This window comes from Gimesia aquarii (genome assembly GCF_007748195.1).
Classification (GTDB): Bacteria; Planctomycetota; Planctomycetia; order Planctomycetales; family Planctomycetaceae; genus Gimesia; species Gimesia aquarii.
The window spans coordinates 3,982,694-4,004,340 of sequence record NZ_CP037920.1; the positions used below are offsets into that span (position 1 = coordinate 3,982,694).

The following is a 21,647-nucleotide window of genomic DNA, read 5'->3' on the forward strand; positions in this document are numbered from 1 at the left end:
TTATTCTCTGTTGATTGTTTCATCCAGATTAAGAATCAGGCTAGCGATGACGGTATATGCTGCATGTTCTGCAATATTATATTGTTTCTGGGAACGAGATTCTCCTAAAGACAAGAACTTCTTTGCTGCTTCCGGATCAGCCTGAAAGCGTTTTAAATAACGATTATAGCCTTTGAGCAAAATTTTCGATTCGCGTCCATCCAGCTCACGTGCCAGAACCAACCGCATCGCATATTGAATGCGTTTTTCTGGCTGTTGAGTCTGCTGTTGCAGCATTCGCTCCGCTAACTTTCTTGCCGCTTCTACATAGGTAACATCATTCAACAATGCTAATGCCTGTAAGGGCGTGTTTGTGCGCGAACGTTTCACAATACATGTTTCACGCGAAGGAGCATCGAATGTCGCCATCGCAGGAGGTGGTACCGTCCGCTTCCAATAGGTATACATACTGCGTCGAAACAGATCGTCTCCAGTTCCCTGTTGATATTCCTGACTGGCAATCTCTTTCCAAACCCCTGAGGGTTGATACGGTTTTACAGATGGACCGCCAATTTTTTTACGCAGCAAGCCCGCAGAGAATAATGCCTGATCACGAATTGTTTCTGCAGGTAAACGTAATCGACTGGCACGGGCTAATAATCGGTTCTCAGGATCAGATTGTTTTAATATAGAAGAAATATGAGAAGACTGCCGGTAGGTGGCAGAAGTCACAATGAGCCGCTGTAGCTGTTTGACATCCCACCCGGAACGAATAAATTCAGTAGCCAGCCAATCCAGTAAACCAGGATGCGTCGGCCAGTCCCCCTGCGAGCCAAAGTCTTCGGCCGTCTTCACGAGTCCGTTACCAAAGTACATTTGCCAGTACCGATTCACGATGACACGTGCTGTTAATGGGTTGGAGGGATCAACCAACCAGCGGGCTAACCCCAAACGGTTGCGAGGCAATCCCTCTGGCATTACCCCTAAACTATCAGGGATATCAGCAGCCACTTTTTCGCCCGGCTTATCATACTCACCACGCATTAGCACAAACGTTGATTTTGGTTCCTTGCGTTCCTGCATTACCATGCTAGTCGGTAAACTTCGATAAAACAAAAGTCGTTTATCTTTGAGCGTATTCAACTTGGAGATGGCCACACGATGCTTCTCTGGAGCAAAAAAAGTCAAAAAGTAGTTTTTCACTTTCAAGCGTTGGGAATTTGTTCGATTCGCATTGGGAATCTTAAGGATCTGGTTGAGCGATTCAGTCACCGATAACACCGCGACTTGATCGCTCGACAAATTAGTACGGAATATTTTCAGATCATCAATCAAACCACGAAAATAATCCTGTTTGTGATATGCTCCATATTGGAGTGGTGAAGGAAAAGTAAACCCCCCAGTGAGCATATTCAATTTAATTTTTAAATCCTGCTCCACTCCATTGAGATAAAGTTTAATGTCGCGCGCTTGTGAATTACCGGAATATGTCACGGCGAGATGCGACCAGTGATTGACTTTCAAAGCCTGCGTTGAGTGCAGACGAATCGCATCATCCAACCACCGCGCCCCCATGAATATTTTAACTTTGCCATCATCGAGGAAAAGACGAAAACCGCTTTCATCCTGTGCGGGAGTTAACGAAGCCAGAATCGTACCATCCTTCTGTTGCGGTTTAACCCAGAAAGCAATCGTAAATGGATTCTTGTCGCTCAATGTTGGTTTTTTATCTGTGCTAAATTTCTGCTCACCATGTAATTTCAATGCCTGATTTTCAATCCCCTCAGCAAATTTGGGTTTTGAAGAAACCTTTTCTTGCTTTACGACCGTGGTATCAGAGGCAGCGTTCGCTTTCTTCGCGTAAAAATCCTTGTTCTGCTCTCCAATCACCTGCATTCGCAAGTCACCTTCAAATTTAACGTGGTATGCTAATTGTTTTTCCGGAACTTTCTTAATCGTATCTTCTCCTGACGCATCTTGCTCCCAGGCGACTTGCAATTGCCGTAGTTCGGGTTCCACGTCTCGTAAATACTCTTCAAGCTGCTTAATTTCGTTATCATAATGAGCCAGTTTTTGTTGCTGTTTTTGGGTCGGCGCTTTCACAAATGGCGCTGCATTCCCGTATTTAATCACCCGACCACGCTCAGGAATATTATTGAAAAAAGCGATCAATTGATAAAAGTCTTTTTGTGAAATGGGATCGTATTTATGCTCATGGCAGCGAGCGCAACCAATCGTCAAACCGAGCCAGACAGTGCCCGTTGTCTCCACCCGGTCAACTGCATACTCCAGCAGATATTCATCGAAAATAATCCCCCCTTCAGAATTGGCTCGATGATTTCGATTAAAACCGGTTGCAATCCGCTGGTTGAGTGTCGGGTTGGGAAGCAGGTCACCGGCCAATTGTTCCACTGTAAATTGATCGAAGGGCAAATTACTGTTGAACGCCTCGATCACCCATTCGCGCCAGCGCCACATATGCCGTTCACCATCAGTCTGATAACCGCTCGTATCTGCATATCGGGCAGCATCCAGCCATTCCATTGCCATTCGCTCACCATAATGCGGTGATTTTAACAATCGATTGACCAAAGATTCATAAGCAGTTGATGATTGATCATTCAGAAATTTTTGCTGTTGAGCCAGGGTCGGTGGTAGCCCCGTGAGATCCAGGCTAAGCCGACGAATGAGCGTCGTTTTTTCTGCTTCAGCGGACGGAGTCAGTCCCTCCTTTTCGAGTCGGTCGAGAATAAACGCATCAATTGGATTCCGCACCAAATTTGACTGTTTTACCTGAGGAACCTCTGGACGCCGCGGTGGAATAAAAGCCCAATGGTTCTGCCATGGCGCGCCGGAAGTAATCCATTGTTTGATTGTTGCGATTTGTGCAGCCGTAATTTGTTTCTCAGACTGGGGAGGGGGCATTTGTAAGTCGGGATCTGAAGTAATCAGCCGGGAAAACAGTTCACTCTCTTCTGGCTTGCCAGAGATAATCACGCCTGATTCAGCGTCAGTACCAAATAAACCTGATTTTAAATCAAGTCTTAATTCCGCTTTGCGTTGCGACTTATCCGGTCCATGACACTGAAAACAGAGATCAGATAAGATCGGTCGTACATCACGGTTGAAATCAATTTCTGCTCCTGTTGTTGGACTCATTCCTATAAAGAAAGTCATCAACAGACTCATCAAAAAAATAATACTCCGCGATCTCAGTCTCATCAAATTTGTCCTCGAATCGACATACCCCACCGGGGTTGAACTGAAAAACGATGCAGGCTCATCGGAACAATGATTGTATCACGACTCTAACTCGGGTGCATCATACTTTTGCTGGCAAGATTATAAATCGTATCACATTTCAAGTCTCCATTTTCGATTCCAGAGAATGATGCATTTCTTATCTGCTCATGAAGTCATCAGACTTATTGACAACGTCTCAGAGAAGGAATAGACTCAATCTCTGTCTTAAAATCTGTTCAACTTATCTGCATCTCGTCTCTTGAGCTTTAAGCATGACACGCTTGTTTCGAATGATCCTCTTGTTACTGCTGATCGTTTCGATTCCGGGTCTTTTTTTCTTATGGCTGATGCCAACAGAATTTTTTCAGTCCTGGATGATCAAACGTGCCGCTCCTGACCAGTTTTCACAGTTTGCAGCCCATGAACAAGCGACTGCAATTCTAGTTTTCTTGCGAATTTTGATCTCGATTCTCTCTCTACTTACACTCTTCTGTTTTTATTATTACTCAAGTCTGATTCAATTTACTTCGCGTTGCTGGGGGATTGTTGCCGAACAAACTACGATCAGAAAACAAGGGCATTCTCAATCAAAACGTACGATTCTGTTTCGTTTTTTACTGCTTGCCTGGTTCAGTCTCGGAATAGTACATTTTGCAGGTGGTGCCTGGAGAAGAATTGAAGACTGGCCCTGGTATCATTTTAATTCCGGTGCCACGATTTTGCCGAATATGAGCGATTCCAATCGAGACGTGATCCGTTTTCTGAAAGAAACAACAGATGAGGATGCACGAATCCTGGTATTGAGCGATCAAAAACTGTTCTTTCTTTCGTACTATCTTCTCCCACGAAAATTATTTCACCCAATCCATCCCGAGAGTGAATTTGTCATTCCCAAAGAGCATCAACAAAGACAACTGAAAGCATATCGACTATCAGATCTTGATGCTGAATACATTTCCAAACTCAATCCCGATTATATTCTTGAATACTATGAGGGAGCAGATTATCTCGAGAATGATCGATTTCGCGAAGATCCTCGCTGGTTACAATTTCTGCAGAAGAAATACGGATATGGCCATCAACCAACTTACAATGTAAGACTTCATCAAATCACTCCTTCGACAACATTTTCATTCCCCCCAAAACCAGAACAGGTGGTAGTGCCTTGATGGACATGGCCTTGACACTGTTGGGTGTAATTGGAGTATGGGGAATTGGTATTGCCTTTTCAGTCAACCTGCTTCCAAAACCAGTAAAGTCTTCAGAACCCTTTACTCACCTCGTAGAAGTTCTTGGCCTGGGAGTCATACTTGGATTTGGTGGAACCGCACTGTTCTATCTGCTGTGGGGAATGTCTGGTCTATCATTTACATCTCTGCTCGCCTACATTTGGATGAGCATGGGAATATTTGTCGGCATAGGCACTCTATTTGTGCAAAATCGATCTCTAAAACAAAAGAGTCATTGTACTGAGTCCACCGCAGAAATAGATTTCCAACGTCTTTGTCTGGGAATCCTTTTATTTCTATCAGTAAGTACAATAGTACAATGCCTGATGACCCCTCAACGTTTTTGGGATGAACGTGCTATTTTCGGGCTCAAAGCGATTGTCATTTTTCAGGAAGGCACAATTCAAAGCGAATCCTTGTTACATCCCGATTTTGTGCAGTATCACCCTAAATACCCATTGTTGATCCCACTAAATGAAGCTCACTTCTACTTGCTGTTCGGAGAAGTCAATGACCGTTGGTCAAAAATCATGTTTCCCTTGCTTTATGTCGGAATGACTCTTACATTTCTCGGAGTATTTTTACAATTCACGCGACAAAAAGTTCGCCCTTGGCTGTTCACATTAATGCTTGCAACCGTTCCTGTAATGGTGCCATTTGAATACGGCTTTCTTTCAGGTCAGGCTGATGGTCCTATTGCCTGCTTTCATACAGTGACTTTGCTCTATCTCTGGCGTTACCTCAGTGGTCTCAAAAATTCGGAGGAGAAGCGATCTACTTCTACGCGCTATTTGATCATTGCAGGACTGACGGCAGGAATGACTATTTTTACAAAGGATGAAGGAATCGCTTTTTTCCTCATCGACCTCATCGCCTTATCCATCATTACGCTGATTTATTTTCGAAACCAGTTCGTATTGGCCGTAACATCAATATTCAAATTTGGAATCACTACAGTGATTGTTGTTGCACCATGGTTTTATCATAGAGGCCAACTTCCATCGACTACCGAAATGGGGTATTTCAGCAGGATGCAAATTTCAACTTTTGCTGAAGGTATGGCCGCGCTTACCTGGGCAATCCAACATTTGCTCTGGCGTATGTTTCTTCAAGCTGGTAAATGGGGATTGCAATGGTGGATGCTGATTCTCTCTTTCGTCGCGTTCCCACTCAAAGCAATCAAACCTAATCAACTGTTTCTATTATTGAATATACTGGGAGCATTGGCGGCGCTACTAATCGCTGGAATGATCGCTCCCACAGCGGTGGAAGAACATATTGGAGAATCAAGCCAACGATTTTTAATGCAGATTTCGGGTGCCGCCGTCCTGTTTATAGCGGGACAATGGATCTGCGACCAAGAATAACGCGTAATCAAAAAATGTTTCTTGTATAATCTGTTAAAACATAAGGTACGATTTTGAACTATTTTTTCTTCAGAGCGTGAGCTGTCATCGGGTATCAGAAATGATCACGAACGAAAATTCTCTCGATACCAAAGATAGAGCTGACGAAATGGGGGAGTGAACTGATCAGGAGATTCCTGCAACATTGCATCAATCGTTTGTAATTCAAAAAAATCTCCCCGCTCAATTTCATTGGGATCGAAAGTGAAGGGGCCATCTGAAAAGGTACGAAACAATATCGTATGTTCGTATGCGTTCTGCGGTGTACCAGGAAATTTCTTCAACGGTTCGAGAGGCGTTTCGATACCAATCTCTTCGCACATTTCCCGTTGAGCCGCTTCCGTGTAATCTTCGCCAGCACTCAGATGTCCTGAAGCCGAAGAGGTATAACAACGGGGGTATTCATCTTTAGTGGCAGAGCGAAACTGTAATAGCAACTCATTCTGTGAATTGAAGACAAATACATTCGCAGCACGATGCAATAGTTTGCGCGCATGAACAATAGAGCGGGGCAGTTGTTCTAATACTCGATCTTGCTCGTCAACCACATCAAACAGTTCTTCTGATTCCATTGAGAGAACTTCACTTATGGTTGGATATGTAGAACATCAGAGAGCAGAATAGAATAAATCGATATCGAGTCAGTGAAAAAGAAAAATTTAAAAAGACAGGAAACTAAATAGAGTTCTCAGAGAAATAACTTTCTTCGAAATTTTCCTGGCCTTCGCCATCGTAATAACTGACAACATAATTCGCCATACCGATGGTTATGATATCACCTGGATAAAGCAATGTCTCGTTCACGATTTCTGAGTTAACTATCGTGCCATTTGTAGATTCCAAGTCACGCACGCGAACTGCATTATTAACAAACATCAATTCACATTGCTGCCGACTCAACATGGGATCAAGAATTCGTAAATCGCAACTATTACTTCTTCCCAATACTACGGGTAATTCATCAATACTCACATCAATATCCGGTAAATCAGGATGGTCACTGATAAGATGAATTTTCATGGAAAGAACCTTTTCACTCTCTGGCAGAATGAGAATCAGGTTGTTGATTCTTTAATCACCTGCGATTGGGGTGGGTCAAATAAGGGGTAGGCAATAGCGAGGATAATAACGGAATTTAAGTACATCACATATGCAAACTCTTATGCGTAATTCTACTAATAAATTACTGGACCTGCAATGGGAAACCACAAAAAGATCGTAAAATCTGAATTTCCCTCAAAATGAGGTGAATCAGAGATTTCCGAATTAGTGTGGAATACCGGAATACATTGGCTTTTCTTTAGTGATGTCGGTGATTTCCTTAAAAATTCAGCCTTTTGTAACTCCTTTAAGAGTAAAATTTTAATGGGCTCACAAGTTAAAAATTCTGCAAATTCGATATTCAAAAAAGGCACACTTTTAAGATGAGCAACTTTGTTGGTTCGTTTATTCTATTCCAAAATGCCTTCGATCAGAAACTCCACTGGTTAGCTCACTGGAACTATGAACGCCAGGAATTCATGCTGCCGGGGGGCAGCAAAAGACCATTTGAAACGTTCCAGCATTGCCTGATTTCTGAACTTGAAAAATCATTTGAACTCGTCCCGTTTGATGATTTTATCCTTTTTCAGGAACCGTTGGCTCACCTGGCTTTCAGTGAAAAGATGCGCTCTTCGCAAGAGTCCGAACATTTTATTATTGAGTTGTTCGAATTTCAGTCTCTAAATGAACATGCACAAAAAGTCCTTGAATGTGACTTGCGAAATCGTTGGGTCAACGAACAGGAAATTGAAGAAGGCTCAACTGCTGATGGCTTTCCCATTTCCAGTTTATTTCGTTCTCTGTTCCATAAAGCTAACCTCGCCAATCGTCTCTCCTGACCCATACCATAAATTTTGCCAAAGTCTTCAAGCATCTTGGGTATCTGGTTACTGTTTCATCAATGATTCACTAGAATTAATCGTAATAAGACTTGATTCCAGCATGATTGATCTAGTTTAATTTACAATACCCAATGAGGGACCGCTTCGTTCTCGCAAGATGCGATCTAAGAAACCATTCGTTTTATTCGTTCTGGATTATATACATCATCTGGACACAAACTTTGGAGAGATCTATGAGAAGTCTCAAAACAACAACAATTCTTGCGGGAATACTGGCAATCGCCTTTTCAAGTTCGTTCGCCGGTGAAACCAGTAAAAAACCAGTTCCACCTATCCTGAAACACAAACTGAAATCACTTGACGGCAAGGATGTCGACCTGAGTAAGTACCAGGATAAAGTTTTATTAATTGTCAATACTGCCAGCAAATGCGGCGCAACACCACAATACAAAGACCTGCAAGCACTCCATGAAAAGTACAAAGACCAGGGGCTAGTCGTTCTTGGATTTCCCTGCAATCAGTTTGGTGCTCAGGAGCCTGGAACCGCATTACAGATTTCTGAGTTCTGTACCAAAAACTATGGGGTCACTTTTGACATGTTCAGCAAAATTGATGTCAATGGTGAAAACGCCGATGATCTCTATAAGTACCTGACATCCAAAAAAGCAAATCCCAAAACCGCTGGTCCAGTAAAATGGAACTTCGAAAAGTTCCTGATCAATCGTGATGGAGAAATTGCAGCACGGTTCCGAACACGCGTCAATCCGCAGTCTAAAGAAGTCACCAAAGCTGTTGAAGCGGAATTAAAGAAGAAATAATCATTTGCTTCTCACACATCAAAGGGATACATCTGGATTAGGTGTGTCCCTTTTTTTATGAAATATGTTCCATGAATTACGATTTTTTCTCTCCTCAGCAAATTCATTTTGGCTGGGAACGATTCAGCGAAGCAGGACAGCTAGCCGCTTCGCTCGGTACACGTGCTTTGATCATCTCTGGTTCACGTTCTCTGGAAGCAAACGGCGTGATTCATGATTTGCAAAGATTGCTATCCCGTGCAAATGTCACCAGCGAATTGATCCGAACGATTTCAAATGAGCCACTGGTCTCCGACGTTGATCTGACCACAAATATCCTACACCATAATGGGATTAGAGCAGGGGATTTTGTCATTGGAATTGGTGGAGGCTCTGGAATTGATCTGGCTAAAGCTTGTGCCGCAATGGTGACAAACCGAGAAAGCGACTCAGTTCTGGATTATCTGGAGGGCGTTGGTCGGGGCTTAAGTCTGACTCAAGCGCCACTCCCCCTGCTGACAATTCCCACCACTGCGGGTACAGGTAGTGAAGCCACGAAGAACGCCGTCATTTCCAATCATTCACCGGCATTTAAAAAAAGCTTGAGAGCCAATCAAATGATTCCTGATCTGGTTCTCTGTGATCCAAAACTCTCGTGCTCCGTTCCTCCCCACATTACTGCACAAACCGGTATGGATACCATTACCCAACTGTTGGAAAGTTACATCTCTTGTCGGGCAAAACCCATTCCACAGGCACTCTGCCTGCAAGGACTCAAACTCGCATTGCCTGCACTTGCCGAGGCAGTTGAAGATGGAGACTCTAGAAGTAGTCGAGAAAATATGTCGCATGCGGCGTTACTTTCCGGAATCGCATTGGCCAATTCCGGCTTAGGAATGGCACATGGCGTTGCACCAGCCCTCGGAATTCATTGTAACATCCCACACGGATTGGCGTGTGCTGTCATGTTACCCTCAACACTTAAAACCAATTTATCAGTTCGTCAAAAAGAGTATGCTGAAATCACTCGTTTTCTCTCTCCCGAACTTTCATTTGATGAAGCGGAAGCGGCTCAGTATCTCATTGATCAGATACAAGCATTAAACGACCGTATTAAGATTCCTTGTACTCTTTCAGAACTTGGTGTAACTCACTCACAGATTCCGGACCTCGTCGCCAGTTCTCGAGGTAACAGTATGAGTGGAAATCCCCGAGAAATCTCAGATGAAGAGCTGACACATATCCTGGAAAATCTACTGTAATGATGAAAATTCTACGATCGAACCTTGTCGACGTTATGTAGACCACTGGCTGTCCGTAAAGTGTGCAAAGAATGTCGTTCTCATTTTAATTCGTTCTCGCTTTCGTTAGAATGCTGTCGTAACGATTTGGCACATTCTACTAAATAAAGTAGAACCACACTTTTTCGAACAATATATTTTTCCCAATCCATTCTTTCAGACAGGGCATTGACAGCATGATTATCGCAGCCGGCCTGAGCCCGGCCTGGCAGCAAATTCTGGAAGTTGATCAGTTACGAACAGGGGAGGTCAATCGCTGCCGAACTGCTCATTGGTGTGCCTCGGGAAAAGTAATCAACGTGGGAATCGCTTTACAACATCTAGAGGTTCCTAATAAGACGATTTTTCCTGCTGGAGGCCCGATTCGAACTTTCATTGAGCAAGACCTCGATCTTTTAAAAGTTCCCTATCGTGTATTAGACCAACAGAACTTGACTCGTATTTGCACTACTGTTCTGGATCAATCTTCAGGTCAGACAACGGAGCTTGTTGAGAACGCGTCTCCACTCTCTGAAAAAGAACTCAACGCATTTTCAAACGAATTTAACCGTTGGATTTCAATGGCAAATGTCGTTGTTCTCTCTGGATCACTTCCGGCGGGAACACCAGCCACATTTTATCGCGACCTGATTGCTGTGGCAGATTGCCCTGTGATCCTGGATGCGCGTGGTCCTGAACTGGAAACAGCATTAAGTCAAAAACCCTTTCTAGTGAAACCGAACCTCGAAGAACTGGAACGCACACTTTCCCGTTCTCTTTCCAATACCAAAGAACTGATCGAAGGCATGCAGGAAATCAATCGGAGAGGCGCAGAATGGGTTGTGATCTCTCAAGGAAAAGCATCATTATGGGCAACATCAGGAAACCAGGTTTTTCGATTCACACCTCCTCCAGTCAACGGCGTGAATCCCATTGGTTGTGGTGATAGCCTTGCTGCCGGAATTGCCGCCGGTCTGTATCGAGAGTGGACTGTTCCCGCTGCAATCCGCTGGGGTATGGCTGCCGCTGCTGATAATTTGACAAAACTCCTGCCCGCGAGACTCTCGCTACCCAAAGTACAAGCGTTTTACGAAGAAGTCGAACTGGAACAGATAGCTTGATCAACGAACCAAAAAAACAAAAACCCGCTCTGCTGGCAGCTCAGCAATTGGGACGGCAAACAGCAACCGGACAATGGCTCATCAGGAATTTGTCGCTCACAATCCACTCAGGTGACCGCATCGCCATCGTAGGGCCAACAGGTTCCGGAAAATCGCTCTTTTTACGTTCGCTGGCTATCCTCGATGAAATTCAGGAAGGCGAGATTCAATTTCATGGCAAGCTTATAAAGGATAAACAGATACCACATTTTCGCAGTCAGGTGGTTTATCTACAACAACGACCTGTCTTAATTGAAGGAACCGTGCAAGCCAACTTGGAATTCGCACTGAAATTTCAAACGAATCAACATAAACCTCAAGACACCTCAGCTGTTTTAAATTTATTGAACTCGTTTGAGAGACCTGAAGAATTCCTGCATCGTCATTCCAGTCTACTTTCAGGCGGAGAGGGTCAAATTGTTGCTTTACTACGTGCCCTGGTGCTATCACCACAAGTACTGCTCCTTGATGAACCAACGTCGGCACTCGATCAGCAGACTGCGAAACTGTTCGAATCGATCATTTTAACCTGGATGGAAACTTCAGAATTGAACCCCGCATTTGTCTGGATTACACACGATCAGAGTCAAGCACAGCGAATCGCCAGCCAGATCATGACGTTTCCGACAGGAAATATTTCTGAAAGCCAGAAAACGTCTTGAGCGTTTCCAGGATGATCTCTTTTGTGAATAATGAATTGAATCCGATTGGAACGAAACGGATTTTTCAGTATGATTACGATGTTGAGCTTTCTCTCACCTCTACTAAGGAGACAACAGATGCCCGTTAATATTCAACAACACGATGATCAAAATTACCTCGAAATTCAGATGTCAGGAAAACTGACCAAAGAAGACTATCATGAATTCATCCCAATCATTGAAACCATGATCGAGCAAAAAGGGCCGTTACACATTCTTTTAGAGCTGCATGATTTCCATGGCTGGACAGCCGGTGCTTTGTGGGAAGATATAAAATTTGATGTAAAGCACTTTAACGACATCGCACGCCTGGCTATGGTTGGCGAAAGTAAATGGCAAGAAGGCATGGCTACCTTCTGCAAGCCCTTTACTAAAGCAAAGATCAAATACTTTGAAGCCACTGAGTTGGAAGCAGCAAAAACGTGGATCACCGAATCTACATAGGAAATGGCGAAACCTAAAATCGTATTCACGGCCATGGATTCAATTACGCGTTTTTGACAAGTTGAACCAACATCTCAGTACTCCATTCCTGATCTGCAGGAATGGAGACTGCCGTTTTATTTTCTGCTTCTGAAAGTGGCTCAATCACTTCTAACTGCTGCGCCAACACTTCTATTGTTGCATCTGATGGATCGTCATTGAAGACTTGCCGGTCAATAATCCGTGATTCGAGAATTTTTCGGTTTGCAGAGAAGTTTAGAAGTACAAAGGACGTCTGTAAATATTCTGCTAATTCTCGAAACAAGGAACGTTGCCAGGCTTTTAAAGTGGTTGCATCGACAATGACAGTCCAACCTGCTTTCAAAATCATTTGAGCAAGTTGAGACAATTGCTGGTATGTTTTCTCTGTGACTTCTTTTGAATACAGTTCTGTTTTTCCAAGCTGGTTTTCCCTTTGTATGCGTTTGCGTTCCACGTCAGAGCGGATGCGAATCGCTTTCATTCCTTCCAGCAATAAAGCACTTCCGTACGATTTCCCGCTTCCAGAAACACCATGTGTCAAAATCAACAATGGTTTTGTTCCGAGTACGTAATTTTTTGCGAGTTCTAAATACGAGTGAAACTCTTCATAAATCTGAGTCGTTCCTTGATGAGCAGACTGCTGTTGATTAATACGCAATGCTGCAACTTTTGCACGCACCATTGCCCGATACGACATATAAAACCATAACAAGGGGACACCTGCATAATCACCAGTTATTTCCAGATATCGATTCAGAAACCGCATCGCGTAATCAGGACGTCCACGATCTTCGAGATCCATGACGAGAAATGCGACTTCACTCATGACGTCAATCCAACGCAATTCCTCATTGAATTCGAGACAATCAAAAATCGTCACTCCATTTTCGCTAAGAATCATATTTCCCAGATGCATATCGCCATGACACTCACGAATAAATCCTTGAGATTTGCGTTGTGCAAGCAATGTTTGATGTTCTTGATGCCACTTTTCGTTTTCCCTTTGAATCAACTCGACCGATTCCATAATCGTTTTATCAGATGCAAACTGTTTCCTCAATTGTCGAAAGTTTTCTTCCACCGGAGCCATAACCATTTTCGGCGTTCCCGCTTCCGTATCCGCGCCTGCAATTGTTATCGATGTATGAAATTCAGCTACTTCCTGAGCCAGCAAATCAATGTGCTTCTCTCTTAAATGATCTTGCGTAATGGCTTGACTGAGGAGTTTTTCCTGAGGAAACTGCACCATTCGAACCGCGTAATCAAAAATTTCCCCCTCGCCGTTAAGTTGAGGCGCTGCTTCAGTTCCCGTAATTGGAACCACATCCAGATAGAGTTCTGGTGCCAACCTGTGATTCAGGCGTAGTTCTTCTTGACAATATTTTTCTCGAAGTGCCAATGTTGAAAAGTTAACAAACCCCAGATTGACATGCTTTTTGAGTTTGTAGGCATAGCGTCCCGTCAATAACACCCAGGAAATGTGTGTTTCTAACACCTGAAATTCTTCAACAGGGTGATCATAGAGCGATTTATTTTGTAATGATTCGATCAACATGGTGCATCTTCCCTGCGCATTCTGTTATGTATATTTTTTGAATGAATTCATATCATAACAGAGAATCAGCAAAGATTTGAGTCATACCTCAGAAGCACAAAGCACCATTGCCTAAAAAAATCAAATGTATTTTAGATTCTCTACTGCGTCTTAAAATCAGGATTCTTTTGTGCAATCAGAATGTAATAGGGAACTTTCAGAAGTGGAATGAAAGGAAGGTTCCCCTGATTTTCAATCAGCGAGATGACTTCAAAACGATCATGCAGGTAGGGAAGGTGATCAGGATTTAAAAACACATTGTCACTGGAAAACCAAACCGGCCAGAAGTTTCGCTGAAACCAGGAATGAGAAGCATGATTTGACTGTGGATATTTTCGCGAGACGTAAAAATCGACAATCCCGAGTATTCCACCAGGCCGTAGCAAATCCCAAGCGTGATTCACGGCCTGAAACCAATCTGGAATCATTGTTAACGAGTAGGAAAACGTGATGAGATCGATCTGCGTTTCAGGGGGCCTAAAGGTAGTAGCATCCTCGCAAATGGCTTTGACGTTAGACCAGTTCTGAGTCATGATGCGTTTCGAGCAGACATCAAGCAGTGGCTGACACAAATCAACGAGATAAGCCTGCTGAAACTGACAGAGCCTTTGCCCCCACAATTCCGCATTCTCACCTGTTCCAGCCCCCATATCTATCCATATTCCATTATCAGGAACAGGCAGACTTTCAAATAATTCACAGCGACCATGCAAAAAACGTTTACGAAATTGATCGTAACCTGAGGCTTGTCCCTGATAAAAAGAATTCAGACGTTCGGAATGAGTTTTCCCGTCAATTCTGGAAATCAGCAAATGCCATAGCGTTTTTAAATCATTGAATCGGGCACTCAGATCACTCATTGATTTCTGCTTTTAGTCTAAATCATCGGACAAACGTTATTATAGAACTGTGTTAAACCATTAAGTCAGCAATATAGAAGCTTCCATATGTATTCACGCGATCTCGTTCATGCAATTCAGAGGCGAGTTGCGTTTGATACTTGAGTGATTCGCCGACTTCCTGCTCTTGTCCTCCACGTCTTACTTTTAAAGGATCAATAAAATCAACAGTCATGCCGGCGCTACGCCAGATAATTCGAGCTTTTTGTGCGGCGCGATCAAAGATCGCCTGCCATTCACTCTGTAACATTTTTGGCTGTGCACCGGCCATCCAGTCCATATGATCGAGCAATACATAACGAGAAATAGTTCCTTGATACTGTCTCAAAAATCCTTCTACTGTATTCGTATTCACAGTTATGCGGTCAATCAAACCTGACTTGAGTCTTTGAAAATTTTCCGGTTTGAGATACTCTGGGCAGCAGTCATGCTCATAGCTTCCTGTCAAATAAACACGCCAAAAGTAATTGTCCTGTAATGAACGATTTGTAAACACTGTTTCAATCCGATCAATAACAAACTGCGCGATCCCGCCAGCGTAAGATTGATCAATCTGATTCCGTTGCGGGCGGGGTACTCCCAGCATCGATAGTGTTAAATCCCGGCGCATCCACCATTTGATCATACGCGTCCACAGTATTTCGTTTAAGTTCCGAGACTGATAAATGGAACTTTGCTCGGTTACATCCTGGGCTGCCAGTAAGCTATTAATATCATCACGAATTTTCGCAACCCGATCGATGTAACAGTTCACGAGCCAGGCAAATAATCCCGAGGAACCGCGGAAGTAAAAACTGGGACGTCTCCCTCCACAGGAAAAAAAACTGCCATGACGGTCCCAGTATTTCTGAGCCGTCAATGACAAATCAGAACGTAAATTTTGAGAATACAAGCTCTCCCAATGTTGAGATTTCCCTCGACCAAACAAGTCAAAAAATGATTCGTAGTCCAGGTTACGAATAGCTGATCGTTTCAACTCAAGCAGTGCGTTTTGTTTTGGGTTTACATCGACTGCGTGAACAAACCTGGGTTCATCCAACAAGTAATCCAGCGCGTTACACCCCGCGGATGTGATCACCATAACTTCATCCTCGGTACTAAGATTCAAAGCCTTCCGATCAAGACGTGGATCTTCCCAACAGGTGTTGTAAACCAGATTACTTTGATGAACCAGCTGAAAACTCTTACGGCTAATCCCTTCAGAAATCATTTATTCTGTTCCTGCTAAAGTATTGAAAACAGGGTTGATTAACGACGAATCAACCTCAAAGGGTGTAATCTTTTCAGAAAACGGCTCAGCACACCTGGAACTTGCAGTTCATCAAACTCTCGCTGCAACCCCAGCTTCTTGACCGGTTGCTCCTGATTCATGGGCTGATGCGAAGAAGCCTTCTCCTGATCAAAAAATACAATTTCCATTTTGCCATCGCCATATTCAATCAACGCACTACAATGCTCGACCCAATCACCCGTATTACAGTAATTGACTCCCTCAATATCTAAAATGTTAGGTGCATGGATATGACCACAGATGATTCCTTCGCAACGATTCTCGCGAGCGTGCCCGGCCAGCTTTTGTTCATAATGACTAATAAACCGCATCAACTGTTTAACGCGTGACTTTACAGCCGAAGACAATGCATATTTCTTTTGGCCTTTTCGTTTCAATAGTCGATTGAATAACGTATTCGATGTCAGCAAAACATCGTAAGCAAAAGATGCCAGAATAGATAACCATTGCGCTCCGGTTTCGAACTTGTCAAATTGGTCACCATGAATAATCAAAAACCGACGGCCATCCGCTGTAATATGCACGAACTCATCGGAAAGAGTGACAAATCCAAAGCGTTTCCCAAAATCACGGAGAAAATTATCGTGATTTCCAGGGGTATAAAAGATTTCAGTTCCTTTTGAACTCAATTCTTCGACCCGGTCGAAGATCGCGTTATAGGTTTGTGGCCAACGCCACTTCTTTCGCAATTTCCAACCATCAATCAGGTCTCCTACCAGATACAAAGATTCGGGCTCATGTAAATTCAGGAATTCCAAAAACTCACTGGCTCTGGAGTGCATGCATCCTAAATGCACATCGCTGACAAAAATTGTACGAACTTCCCTACTGACTGAGTCAGCGCCTTGTTTCTCGGACGAGATCATATCATTCTCCTTAATGACATAGCTCCGCGAAAACATTTACCCGCTGTTTTACATTCTCCACACAGATCAATCTTTGGCTGTTTCGTTATTTGTTCTGTTTTCATTCTGGCGAGGATGATAACACTCCATTATTCGCTGTTGATGAATGCAAAGTTAAGGTCTCAAGAATTCATAGAATCAAAAATCCGTCTTAAATAAAGATTTTGTTAAGGGCACATTGCCTTGAAATGAAGCAAATCCCATTAATGAGTTGATCTAGATAAAGACTTCACATAGTCCAATGAAGACTTTATGATCCAAATCACAGAGTTACTTCGCTGTATTACTTCTCGAAATTCAGGAATCCACAAACAGGTGATCTCCATGTATGACTTAACTCCAATCAATATTGGTCTAGCTGTCATATTGGTTTTGATCAATGGAATCATTTCCATCTGGATGAAACTAAAGTTGGAGAAACAACTGTTGCTTGCCTCAATTCGTGCAATTGTGCAATTGTTACTGATTGGCTTAATCCTGGAATGGATTTTCGAACTTTCGTGGTGGCCTATCATCGGCCTGTTAATGTTCACGATGACGTTGATTGCGAGTCTCACCGCAGTCCAACGTTCTCAACGTCGTTTTCCGGGAATCTGGTTAAACAGTACCGTAGCGGTTTTTGCCAGTTCCTGGCTGGTCACCGGATTCGCATTAGCGGCTATTATCCCACCACATAGCTGGTCAGAGAATCCGGCTCAGTACCTCATTCCCCTGTTGGGAATGATCCTGGGTAATACGCTTAATGGTATCTCGCTGGGTCTTGATCGATTGAGTGAAGAATTGGTGATGCGCAAAGCAGAAGTGGAATTGAAACTCACTTTGGGTGCCACTCGAAACGAAGCGGCTCGACAGGCGCTTCAAAATGCGGTCCGTTCCGGGATGACACCCATTATCAATTCGATGATGGTAGTAGGCCTGGTTTCACTTCCGGGTTTGATGACGGGGCAAATTCTAGCCGGTGCGAGCCCACTGGATTCCGTGAAATATCAGATTGTCATCATGTTTCTGATCGCATCGGGAACCGCATTGGGAACCGTTATTTCTGTGCTGCTGGGCTTTCGATGTTTGTTTAATTCCAAACATCAATTCCTGTTTGATCATATCAGACGAGTAGGGTAGGGTACAAAATCAACTGAAAATCATTCGTATTTGAGATTATCAAAGAGTTGCTTGAGGACCTGTTCCGGATAGAGTGCAAATGAAATCTCACGACTTTGAATGACTTCATTTGCTTTGATTTGCTGTCGTACAGAAACCAAATCCTCGTTAATCTGATCCCGCAAATTCGAAGTCAACAGAGCGAGTTCAGCATCGATTTGTCTGAATTCTCGAAAGCGTTGTCTGTTGTGGCGTCTACGTTCTGCCTGATTCATAGCTTTAGCCCGGTCTTCTCTTACCTTTTGTTGCTCGTGTATCAGAACCTGTTTTCTTTTGACTAAAGAGGCAGCTTTCTGCAATTGATTCGCATTCAAGTGTCGATCTGAATTATAGTTCAGATCGCGCAACACCTGCAAAAGGCAAGTTTCATCACATTGCTGAATATCAAACGGCTGGCAAAAAGGTAAATATTTTGTGGCAGACAGGGTCATGTAACGAGGGGGAGTCAGATGAAAAAAACGTGTAAAAATCCGATCGGTCATTTCATCGTATTTTGCACCACCAATTCCGTGAACAAACAGGTCACCTAGAAACAATCGAGCAAATAATGTTGTCGTCAAAGCCCGTGTTCGCAATCGAATTCCCTGTTCGGATAATTGTTTCAAAACCTTGATGCCGGCAGATAAATCGCAATTTTCATGCATCGGCAGTCTGGTGATCACATTTTTCCCGTCCGAAAGAAGAATGCGATTCTGATCCCGCTTAATGAATAATTGATGCCGGTGGGTTTCTCCGACGCGCCAGATCCAAAAGGGAGACTCGATCCAGCCATCTTGTTCTGATAGTTCCGGGACAGGGTGTGTTTTACTTCGCACTCGATTTACTCGACGATACTCACCCAGTACTTCATTATGCGTATTTCGAAATTGTTCAGCAAATTTAAACAAATAACAAGCAAACCACAAAAATGGACTGGTTTGACAAAGACGACTGATTGGGATTTCAAGATTTTCGATCCCCCAGCGTTGCTCTTGTGCATGGCGTGCTGCCACCAGACAATCAGCCAATCGGTCTGACACTTTCATATGAGCGATTGCAGCAGGCCAGATTTCACTCAATAAGGGTGAGGAAAGCTCTGGCCATTGTTCGAGCGCCTGTTCTGTTCGGTCTGCAAACGAACAGAATAAGTCCTTATTTTGAATTGTTGTTTCTTCCCAGGGCTTTTTCTCGATAGATTCATCAAAAGAAATGTCTGAGAAAAACGGTGCTGAACGAGTGCCTTGAGGTACACGGATGGATGTGGAACTGACGAGATCGTTATCAACAATCAGATTTAGGCTCAGAGCTTGTGTTTTTTTTGCGACTTTACCTATCAAGAGGTTCTTTACCCACACACCAGGATGATATAAAGCAGGCTGATGTCCAGTAATCAAAAGCAAGCGCTCGTTGAAATCTTCTGGAAGCTCGATATCCTTCCCTGTCAATTCCGATGTATAGCGTGCTGCTTCCTCTAAAACAGCACGACGAGCCCATTCTCTAAGACCGGATATGATTTTGCCGCTTCGGTCCCGTGAGCAAGCTTTAAACATACTACGATTTTCTTCGGCATCACTGAGCATCTGACTCAGCTCAGGACGGGAAAAAATCGCGTCGTCATATCGCGGAACTAATAAATCCTGTTTCTCCCATACTAGTTCTGGGACCGTATCAGTACCAGAATCAAATCGGGAATCGGGATTCTTACAAGGAAAAGTAGTCACTGAAGACATTTCAATGCTTTAAGGTGTGCTGAAATCGATTATATGAATAGTGAAAACAGTCATTCATGAGACATGAAAACTATATTCTGAGCACTCTAGTTTGACCAATTTATTACTGAATGTCGAGCCCGTTTGAATTCAATTCAAATAGAAATGATCCTATGCGTACCATGATAAACAACTATTTTGAGTCGCTGGCAATTTATTCATTGTAAGAATCGGCATGATCGTTACAACTCTCAGTCGTACAGCAGGTTAATCCAGAAGCCTGCATTTCACGATCTAGTACTTCATCGTAATACGCTTTGCGTTTGATCGCATCATCCAATGAGCCTCCAAAACTACGTTCCTCTTCGAGATAAACGAGTGGGACAGGAAATTCAAGTATCTTCATTTCATGTGCGGCTGCCTGGACCCAAAGCTGCAATGGCATCGCGTATCCCATGTCGGTTATCTTGAATTTTGAGAGGGACTCAATCCGATATGCTTTCAAACCACAAAAAGCATCAGTGATTTGAAATCCCAGCTGGTCATTGATTCGCTGAGTTACTGCCACATTGATTTGCCGGCGCTCTTCAGGAGGAATACTATCGCTGGAAAAGCTTTTTAAATAACGACTCCCGGAAAGAATATCCAGTGGTTCACTTTCAAAACTTTTGCGCATTTGCATGACTAAATCAGGTAATAACGCTGGTTCGTGCTGACCATCGCAGTCGATCGTTACCAGTACATCATATTTATCCAGATGATCTATTGCATAATCAAATGCGCTTTTCAGGGCAGCACCGTAACCTCGATTCTGTGGATGAGAAATTACTTTGATTCCTGTAATTGCTTCGAGCCGTTCTGGAGTTTGGTCTGAGGAGCCATCGTCAACTACCAGGATATCCTCTGCATACTTGCTCACTTCGGTCAAAACTTCGACCACATGGCTCTCTTCATTGAATACGGGTAAAGCAATCAGTGCTTTCCTGCTCATAAACAGCTCCTTCAAGATTCTGGAGTTTTCTATCAGATTTGTCAGGCACAGTTTCATTGTAGGACAGATCATCACAGGGTCAACTATTCTAGATCCGCAATGCGAACTAACGCCTGAACAATGCAAAAACTTAGAACTCGGTTGGTTGTGAGAATGGTTTAATCTTCTACAATAGAACCAGAAGATGTATTTGCAGAAGCATGGGTTTCGTTTTCACACAAACGAGTTCGACACATCAGGCAATATACGTAAAACCACCAACATCTAAGACAATTTACATGGAACTACGAAGGAGTTAATCGAATGTCTTATTCGCTTCCCGATCTGCCCTATGCCTACGATGCACTTGAGCCGCATATTGACGCGAAAACAATGGAAATTCACCATACTAAGCATCATCAGGCTTATATTTCCAAAGCAAATGCCGCTCTGGAAGGACACAGCGACCTCGCAGCCAAGTCCATTGAAGATCTCGTATCTGACTTGAGCTCTGTACCCGAAGCGATTCGTGGTGCGATTCGAAATAATGGTGGTGGTCATGCTAATCACAGCTTATTCTGGACCGTGATGTCTCCGGATGGAGGGGGAGCCCCCAGTGGTGATCTTGCAGAGGCTATTGACTCCACTTTTGGTAGCTTGGATACGTTCAAAGAACAGTTCTCCAACGCCGCTGCAACGCGGTTTGGAAGCGGTTGGGCCTGGCTGTCTGTTGATGGCGGAAAATTAGTTGTTGAAAGTACCCCAAACCAAGACACTCCGCTCTCTGAAGGCCGGACCCCCATCTTGGGGCTGGATGTCTGGGAACACGCATACTACTTAAACTACCAAAACAGACGTCCTGACTACATTTCAGCATTTTTCAATGTAGTTAATTGGGATGAAGTAGCGAAGCGGTATGCTGCAGCCAGTTGACCAGTCATTTAGTCGTGTTTTTGATTGATTTGAAACGTCTATCAGTTCAGACATAGAAATCTTCGA

Annotated in this window: 19 protein-coding genes; 10 read left to right on the forward strand and 9 right to left on the reverse strand. The window is 43.5% G+C overall.

Features of this window, described 5'->3' with window-relative positions; all coding sequences use genetic code 11:
• Positions 1 to 3,156: a DUF1553 domain-containing protein gene (locus V144x_RS15450; protein WP_232102541.1), complete on the reverse strand. Its 3,156-nt coding sequence runs from the start codon at positions 3,154 to 3,156 to the stop codon at positions 1 to 3.
• 338 nt (positions 3,157 to 3,494) lie between these two features.
• Here V144x_RS15450 and V144x_RS15455 point away from each other — a divergent pair, with 338 nt between their 5' ends.
• Positions 3,495 to 4,391 carry a hypothetical protein gene (locus V144x_RS15455; protein ID WP_144986028.1) on the forward strand — a complete coding sequence of 299 codons (897 nt, stop codon included), beginning with the start codon at positions 3,495 to 3,497 and terminating at the stop codon, positions 4,389 to 4,391.
• Positions 4,391 to 5,818, forward strand: a complete 1,428-nt coding sequence (locus tag V144x_RS15460; RefSeq protein WP_144986029.1) for a hypothetical protein — start codon at positions 4,391 to 4,393, stop codon at positions 5,816 to 5,818. Before V144x_RS15455 ends, V144x_RS15460 begins: the two co-directional genes overlap by 1 nt.
• A 104-nt stretch (positions 5,819 to 5,922) precedes the next feature.
• Here the strand turns inward: V144x_RS15460 and V144x_RS15465 are convergent, their stop codons facing one another.
• Together V144x_RS15465 and V144x_RS15470 are read right to left on the reverse strand one after the other, a co-directional pair.
• On the reverse strand, positions 5,923 to 6,429 hold the full coding sequence (locus tag V144x_RS15465) for an NUDIX hydrolase (protein ID WP_144986030.1): 507 nt from the start codon (positions 6,427 to 6,429) through the stop codon (positions 5,923 to 5,925).
• A gap of 103 nt (positions 6,430 to 6,532) precedes the next feature.
• On the reverse strand, positions 6,533 to 6,877 hold the full coding sequence (locus V144x_RS15470; RefSeq protein ID WP_144986031.1) for an FHA domain-containing protein: 345 nt from the start codon (positions 6,875 to 6,877) through the stop codon (positions 6,533 to 6,535).
• Between the two features lie 404 nt (positions 6,878 to 7,281).
• Here V144x_RS15470 and V144x_RS15475 point away from each other — a divergent pair, with 404 nt between their 5' ends.
• The 6 genes from V144x_RS15475 to V144x_RS15500 all read left to right on the forward strand — a co-directional run bounded on the left by V144x_RS15475 (position 7,282) and on the right by V144x_RS15500 (position 12,122).
• The gene (locus tag V144x_RS15475) at positions 7,282 to 7,737 is read left to right on the forward strand and encodes a hypothetical protein (protein WP_144986032.1); all 456 of its coding nucleotides are present in this window, start codon (positions 7,282 to 7,284) and stop codon (positions 7,735 to 7,737) included.
• A gap of 236 nt (positions 7,738 to 7,973) precedes the next feature.
• The gene (locus tag V144x_RS15480; protein ID WP_144986033.1) at positions 7,974 to 8,558 is read left to right on the forward strand and encodes a glutathione peroxidase; all 585 of its coding nucleotides are present in this window, start codon (positions 7,974 to 7,976) and stop codon (positions 8,556 to 8,558) included.
• Between the two features lie 71 nt (positions 8,559 to 8,629).
• Complete coding sequence (locus V144x_RS15485; RefSeq protein WP_144986034.1) at positions 8,630 to 9,799, forward strand: iron-containing alcohol dehydrogenase; 1,170 nt, start codon at positions 8,630 to 8,632, stop codon at positions 9,797 to 9,799.
• Positions 9,800 to 10,014: 215 nt separating this feature from the next.
• The gene (locus V144x_RS15490; protein WP_144986035.1) at positions 10,015 to 10,938 is read left to right on the forward strand and encodes a 1-phosphofructokinase family hexose kinase; all 924 of its coding nucleotides are present in this window, start codon (positions 10,015 to 10,017) and stop codon (positions 10,936 to 10,938) included.
• The gene (locus V144x_RS15495) at positions 10,935 to 11,639 is read left to right on the forward strand and encodes an ABC transporter ATP-binding protein (protein ID WP_144986036.1); all 705 of its coding nucleotides are present in this window, start codon (positions 10,935 to 10,937) and stop codon (positions 11,637 to 11,639) included. The genes V144x_RS15490 and V144x_RS15495 overlap by 4 nt, the downstream gene beginning before the upstream one ends.
• A 117-nt stretch (positions 11,640 to 11,756) precedes the next feature.
• Positions 11,757 to 12,122: a SpoIIAA family protein gene (locus V144x_RS15500; protein ID WP_144986037.1), complete on the forward strand. Its 366-nt coding sequence runs from the start codon at positions 11,757 to 11,759 to the stop codon at positions 12,120 to 12,122.
• A gap of 43 nt (positions 12,123 to 12,165) precedes the next feature.
• Here V144x_RS15500 and V144x_RS15505 read toward each other — a convergent pair whose 3' ends face one another.
• From V144x_RS15505 to V144x_RS15520, 4 genes are all read right to left on the reverse strand, one after another.
• Positions 12,166 to 13,698 (reverse strand): bifunctional aminoglycoside phosphotransferase/ATP-binding protein, encoded by a 1,533-nt coding sequence (locus V144x_RS15505; RefSeq protein ID WP_144986038.1) that lies wholly within the window; start codon positions 13,696 to 13,698, stop codon positions 12,166 to 12,168.
• Between the two features lie 140 nt (positions 13,699 to 13,838).
• A complete protein-coding gene (locus V144x_RS15510; protein WP_144986039.1) occupies positions 13,839 to 14,597 on the reverse strand; it encodes a class I SAM-dependent methyltransferase in 759 nt (252 codons plus the stop codon).
• 52 nt (positions 14,598 to 14,649) lie between these two features.
• A complete protein-coding gene (locus tag V144x_RS15515) occupies positions 14,650 to 15,846 on the reverse strand; it encodes a DUF3419 family protein (protein WP_144986040.1) in 1,197 nt (398 codons plus the stop codon).
• A gap of 38 nt (positions 15,847 to 15,884) precedes the next feature.
• Positions 15,885 to 16,793, reverse strand: coding sequence for a UDP-2,3-diacylglucosamine diphosphatase (locus tag V144x_RS15520; protein ID WP_144986041.1), 909 nt, complete (start codon positions 16,791 to 16,793; stop codon positions 15,885 to 15,887).
• Between the two features lie 357 nt (positions 16,794 to 17,150).
• Between V144x_RS15520 and V144x_RS15525 the strand changes: the two genes are divergently transcribed.
• Positions 17,151 to 17,951: an ABC transporter permease gene (locus V144x_RS15525; RefSeq protein ID WP_390620815.1), complete on the forward strand. Its 801-nt coding sequence runs from the start codon at positions 17,151 to 17,153 to the stop codon at positions 17,949 to 17,951.
• Between the two features lie 20 nt (positions 17,952 to 17,971).
• On the opposite strand, the gene V144x_RS15530 is transcribed toward V144x_RS15525, so the two are convergent.
• Entirely contained in the window at positions 17,972 to 19,690 is a 1,719-nt protein-coding gene (locus V144x_RS15530) for a hypothetical protein (protein ID WP_144986042.1), read from the reverse strand.
• 202 nt (positions 19,691 to 19,892) lie between these two features.
• The gene (locus V144x_RS15535; protein ID WP_144986043.1) at positions 19,893 to 20,669 is read right to left on the reverse strand and encodes a glycosyltransferase family 2 protein; all 777 of its coding nucleotides are present in this window, start codon (positions 20,667 to 20,669) and stop codon (positions 19,893 to 19,895) included.
• 303 nt (positions 20,670 to 20,972) lie between these two features.
• Here V144x_RS15535 and V144x_RS15540 point away from each other — a divergent pair, with 303 nt between their 5' ends.
• Positions 20,973 to 21,581, forward strand: a complete 609-nt coding sequence (locus tag V144x_RS15540; protein ID WP_144986044.1) for a superoxide dismutase — start codon at positions 20,973 to 20,975, stop codon at positions 21,579 to 21,581.
• The last annotated feature ends 66 nt before the right edge of the window (positions 21,582 to 21,647 follow it).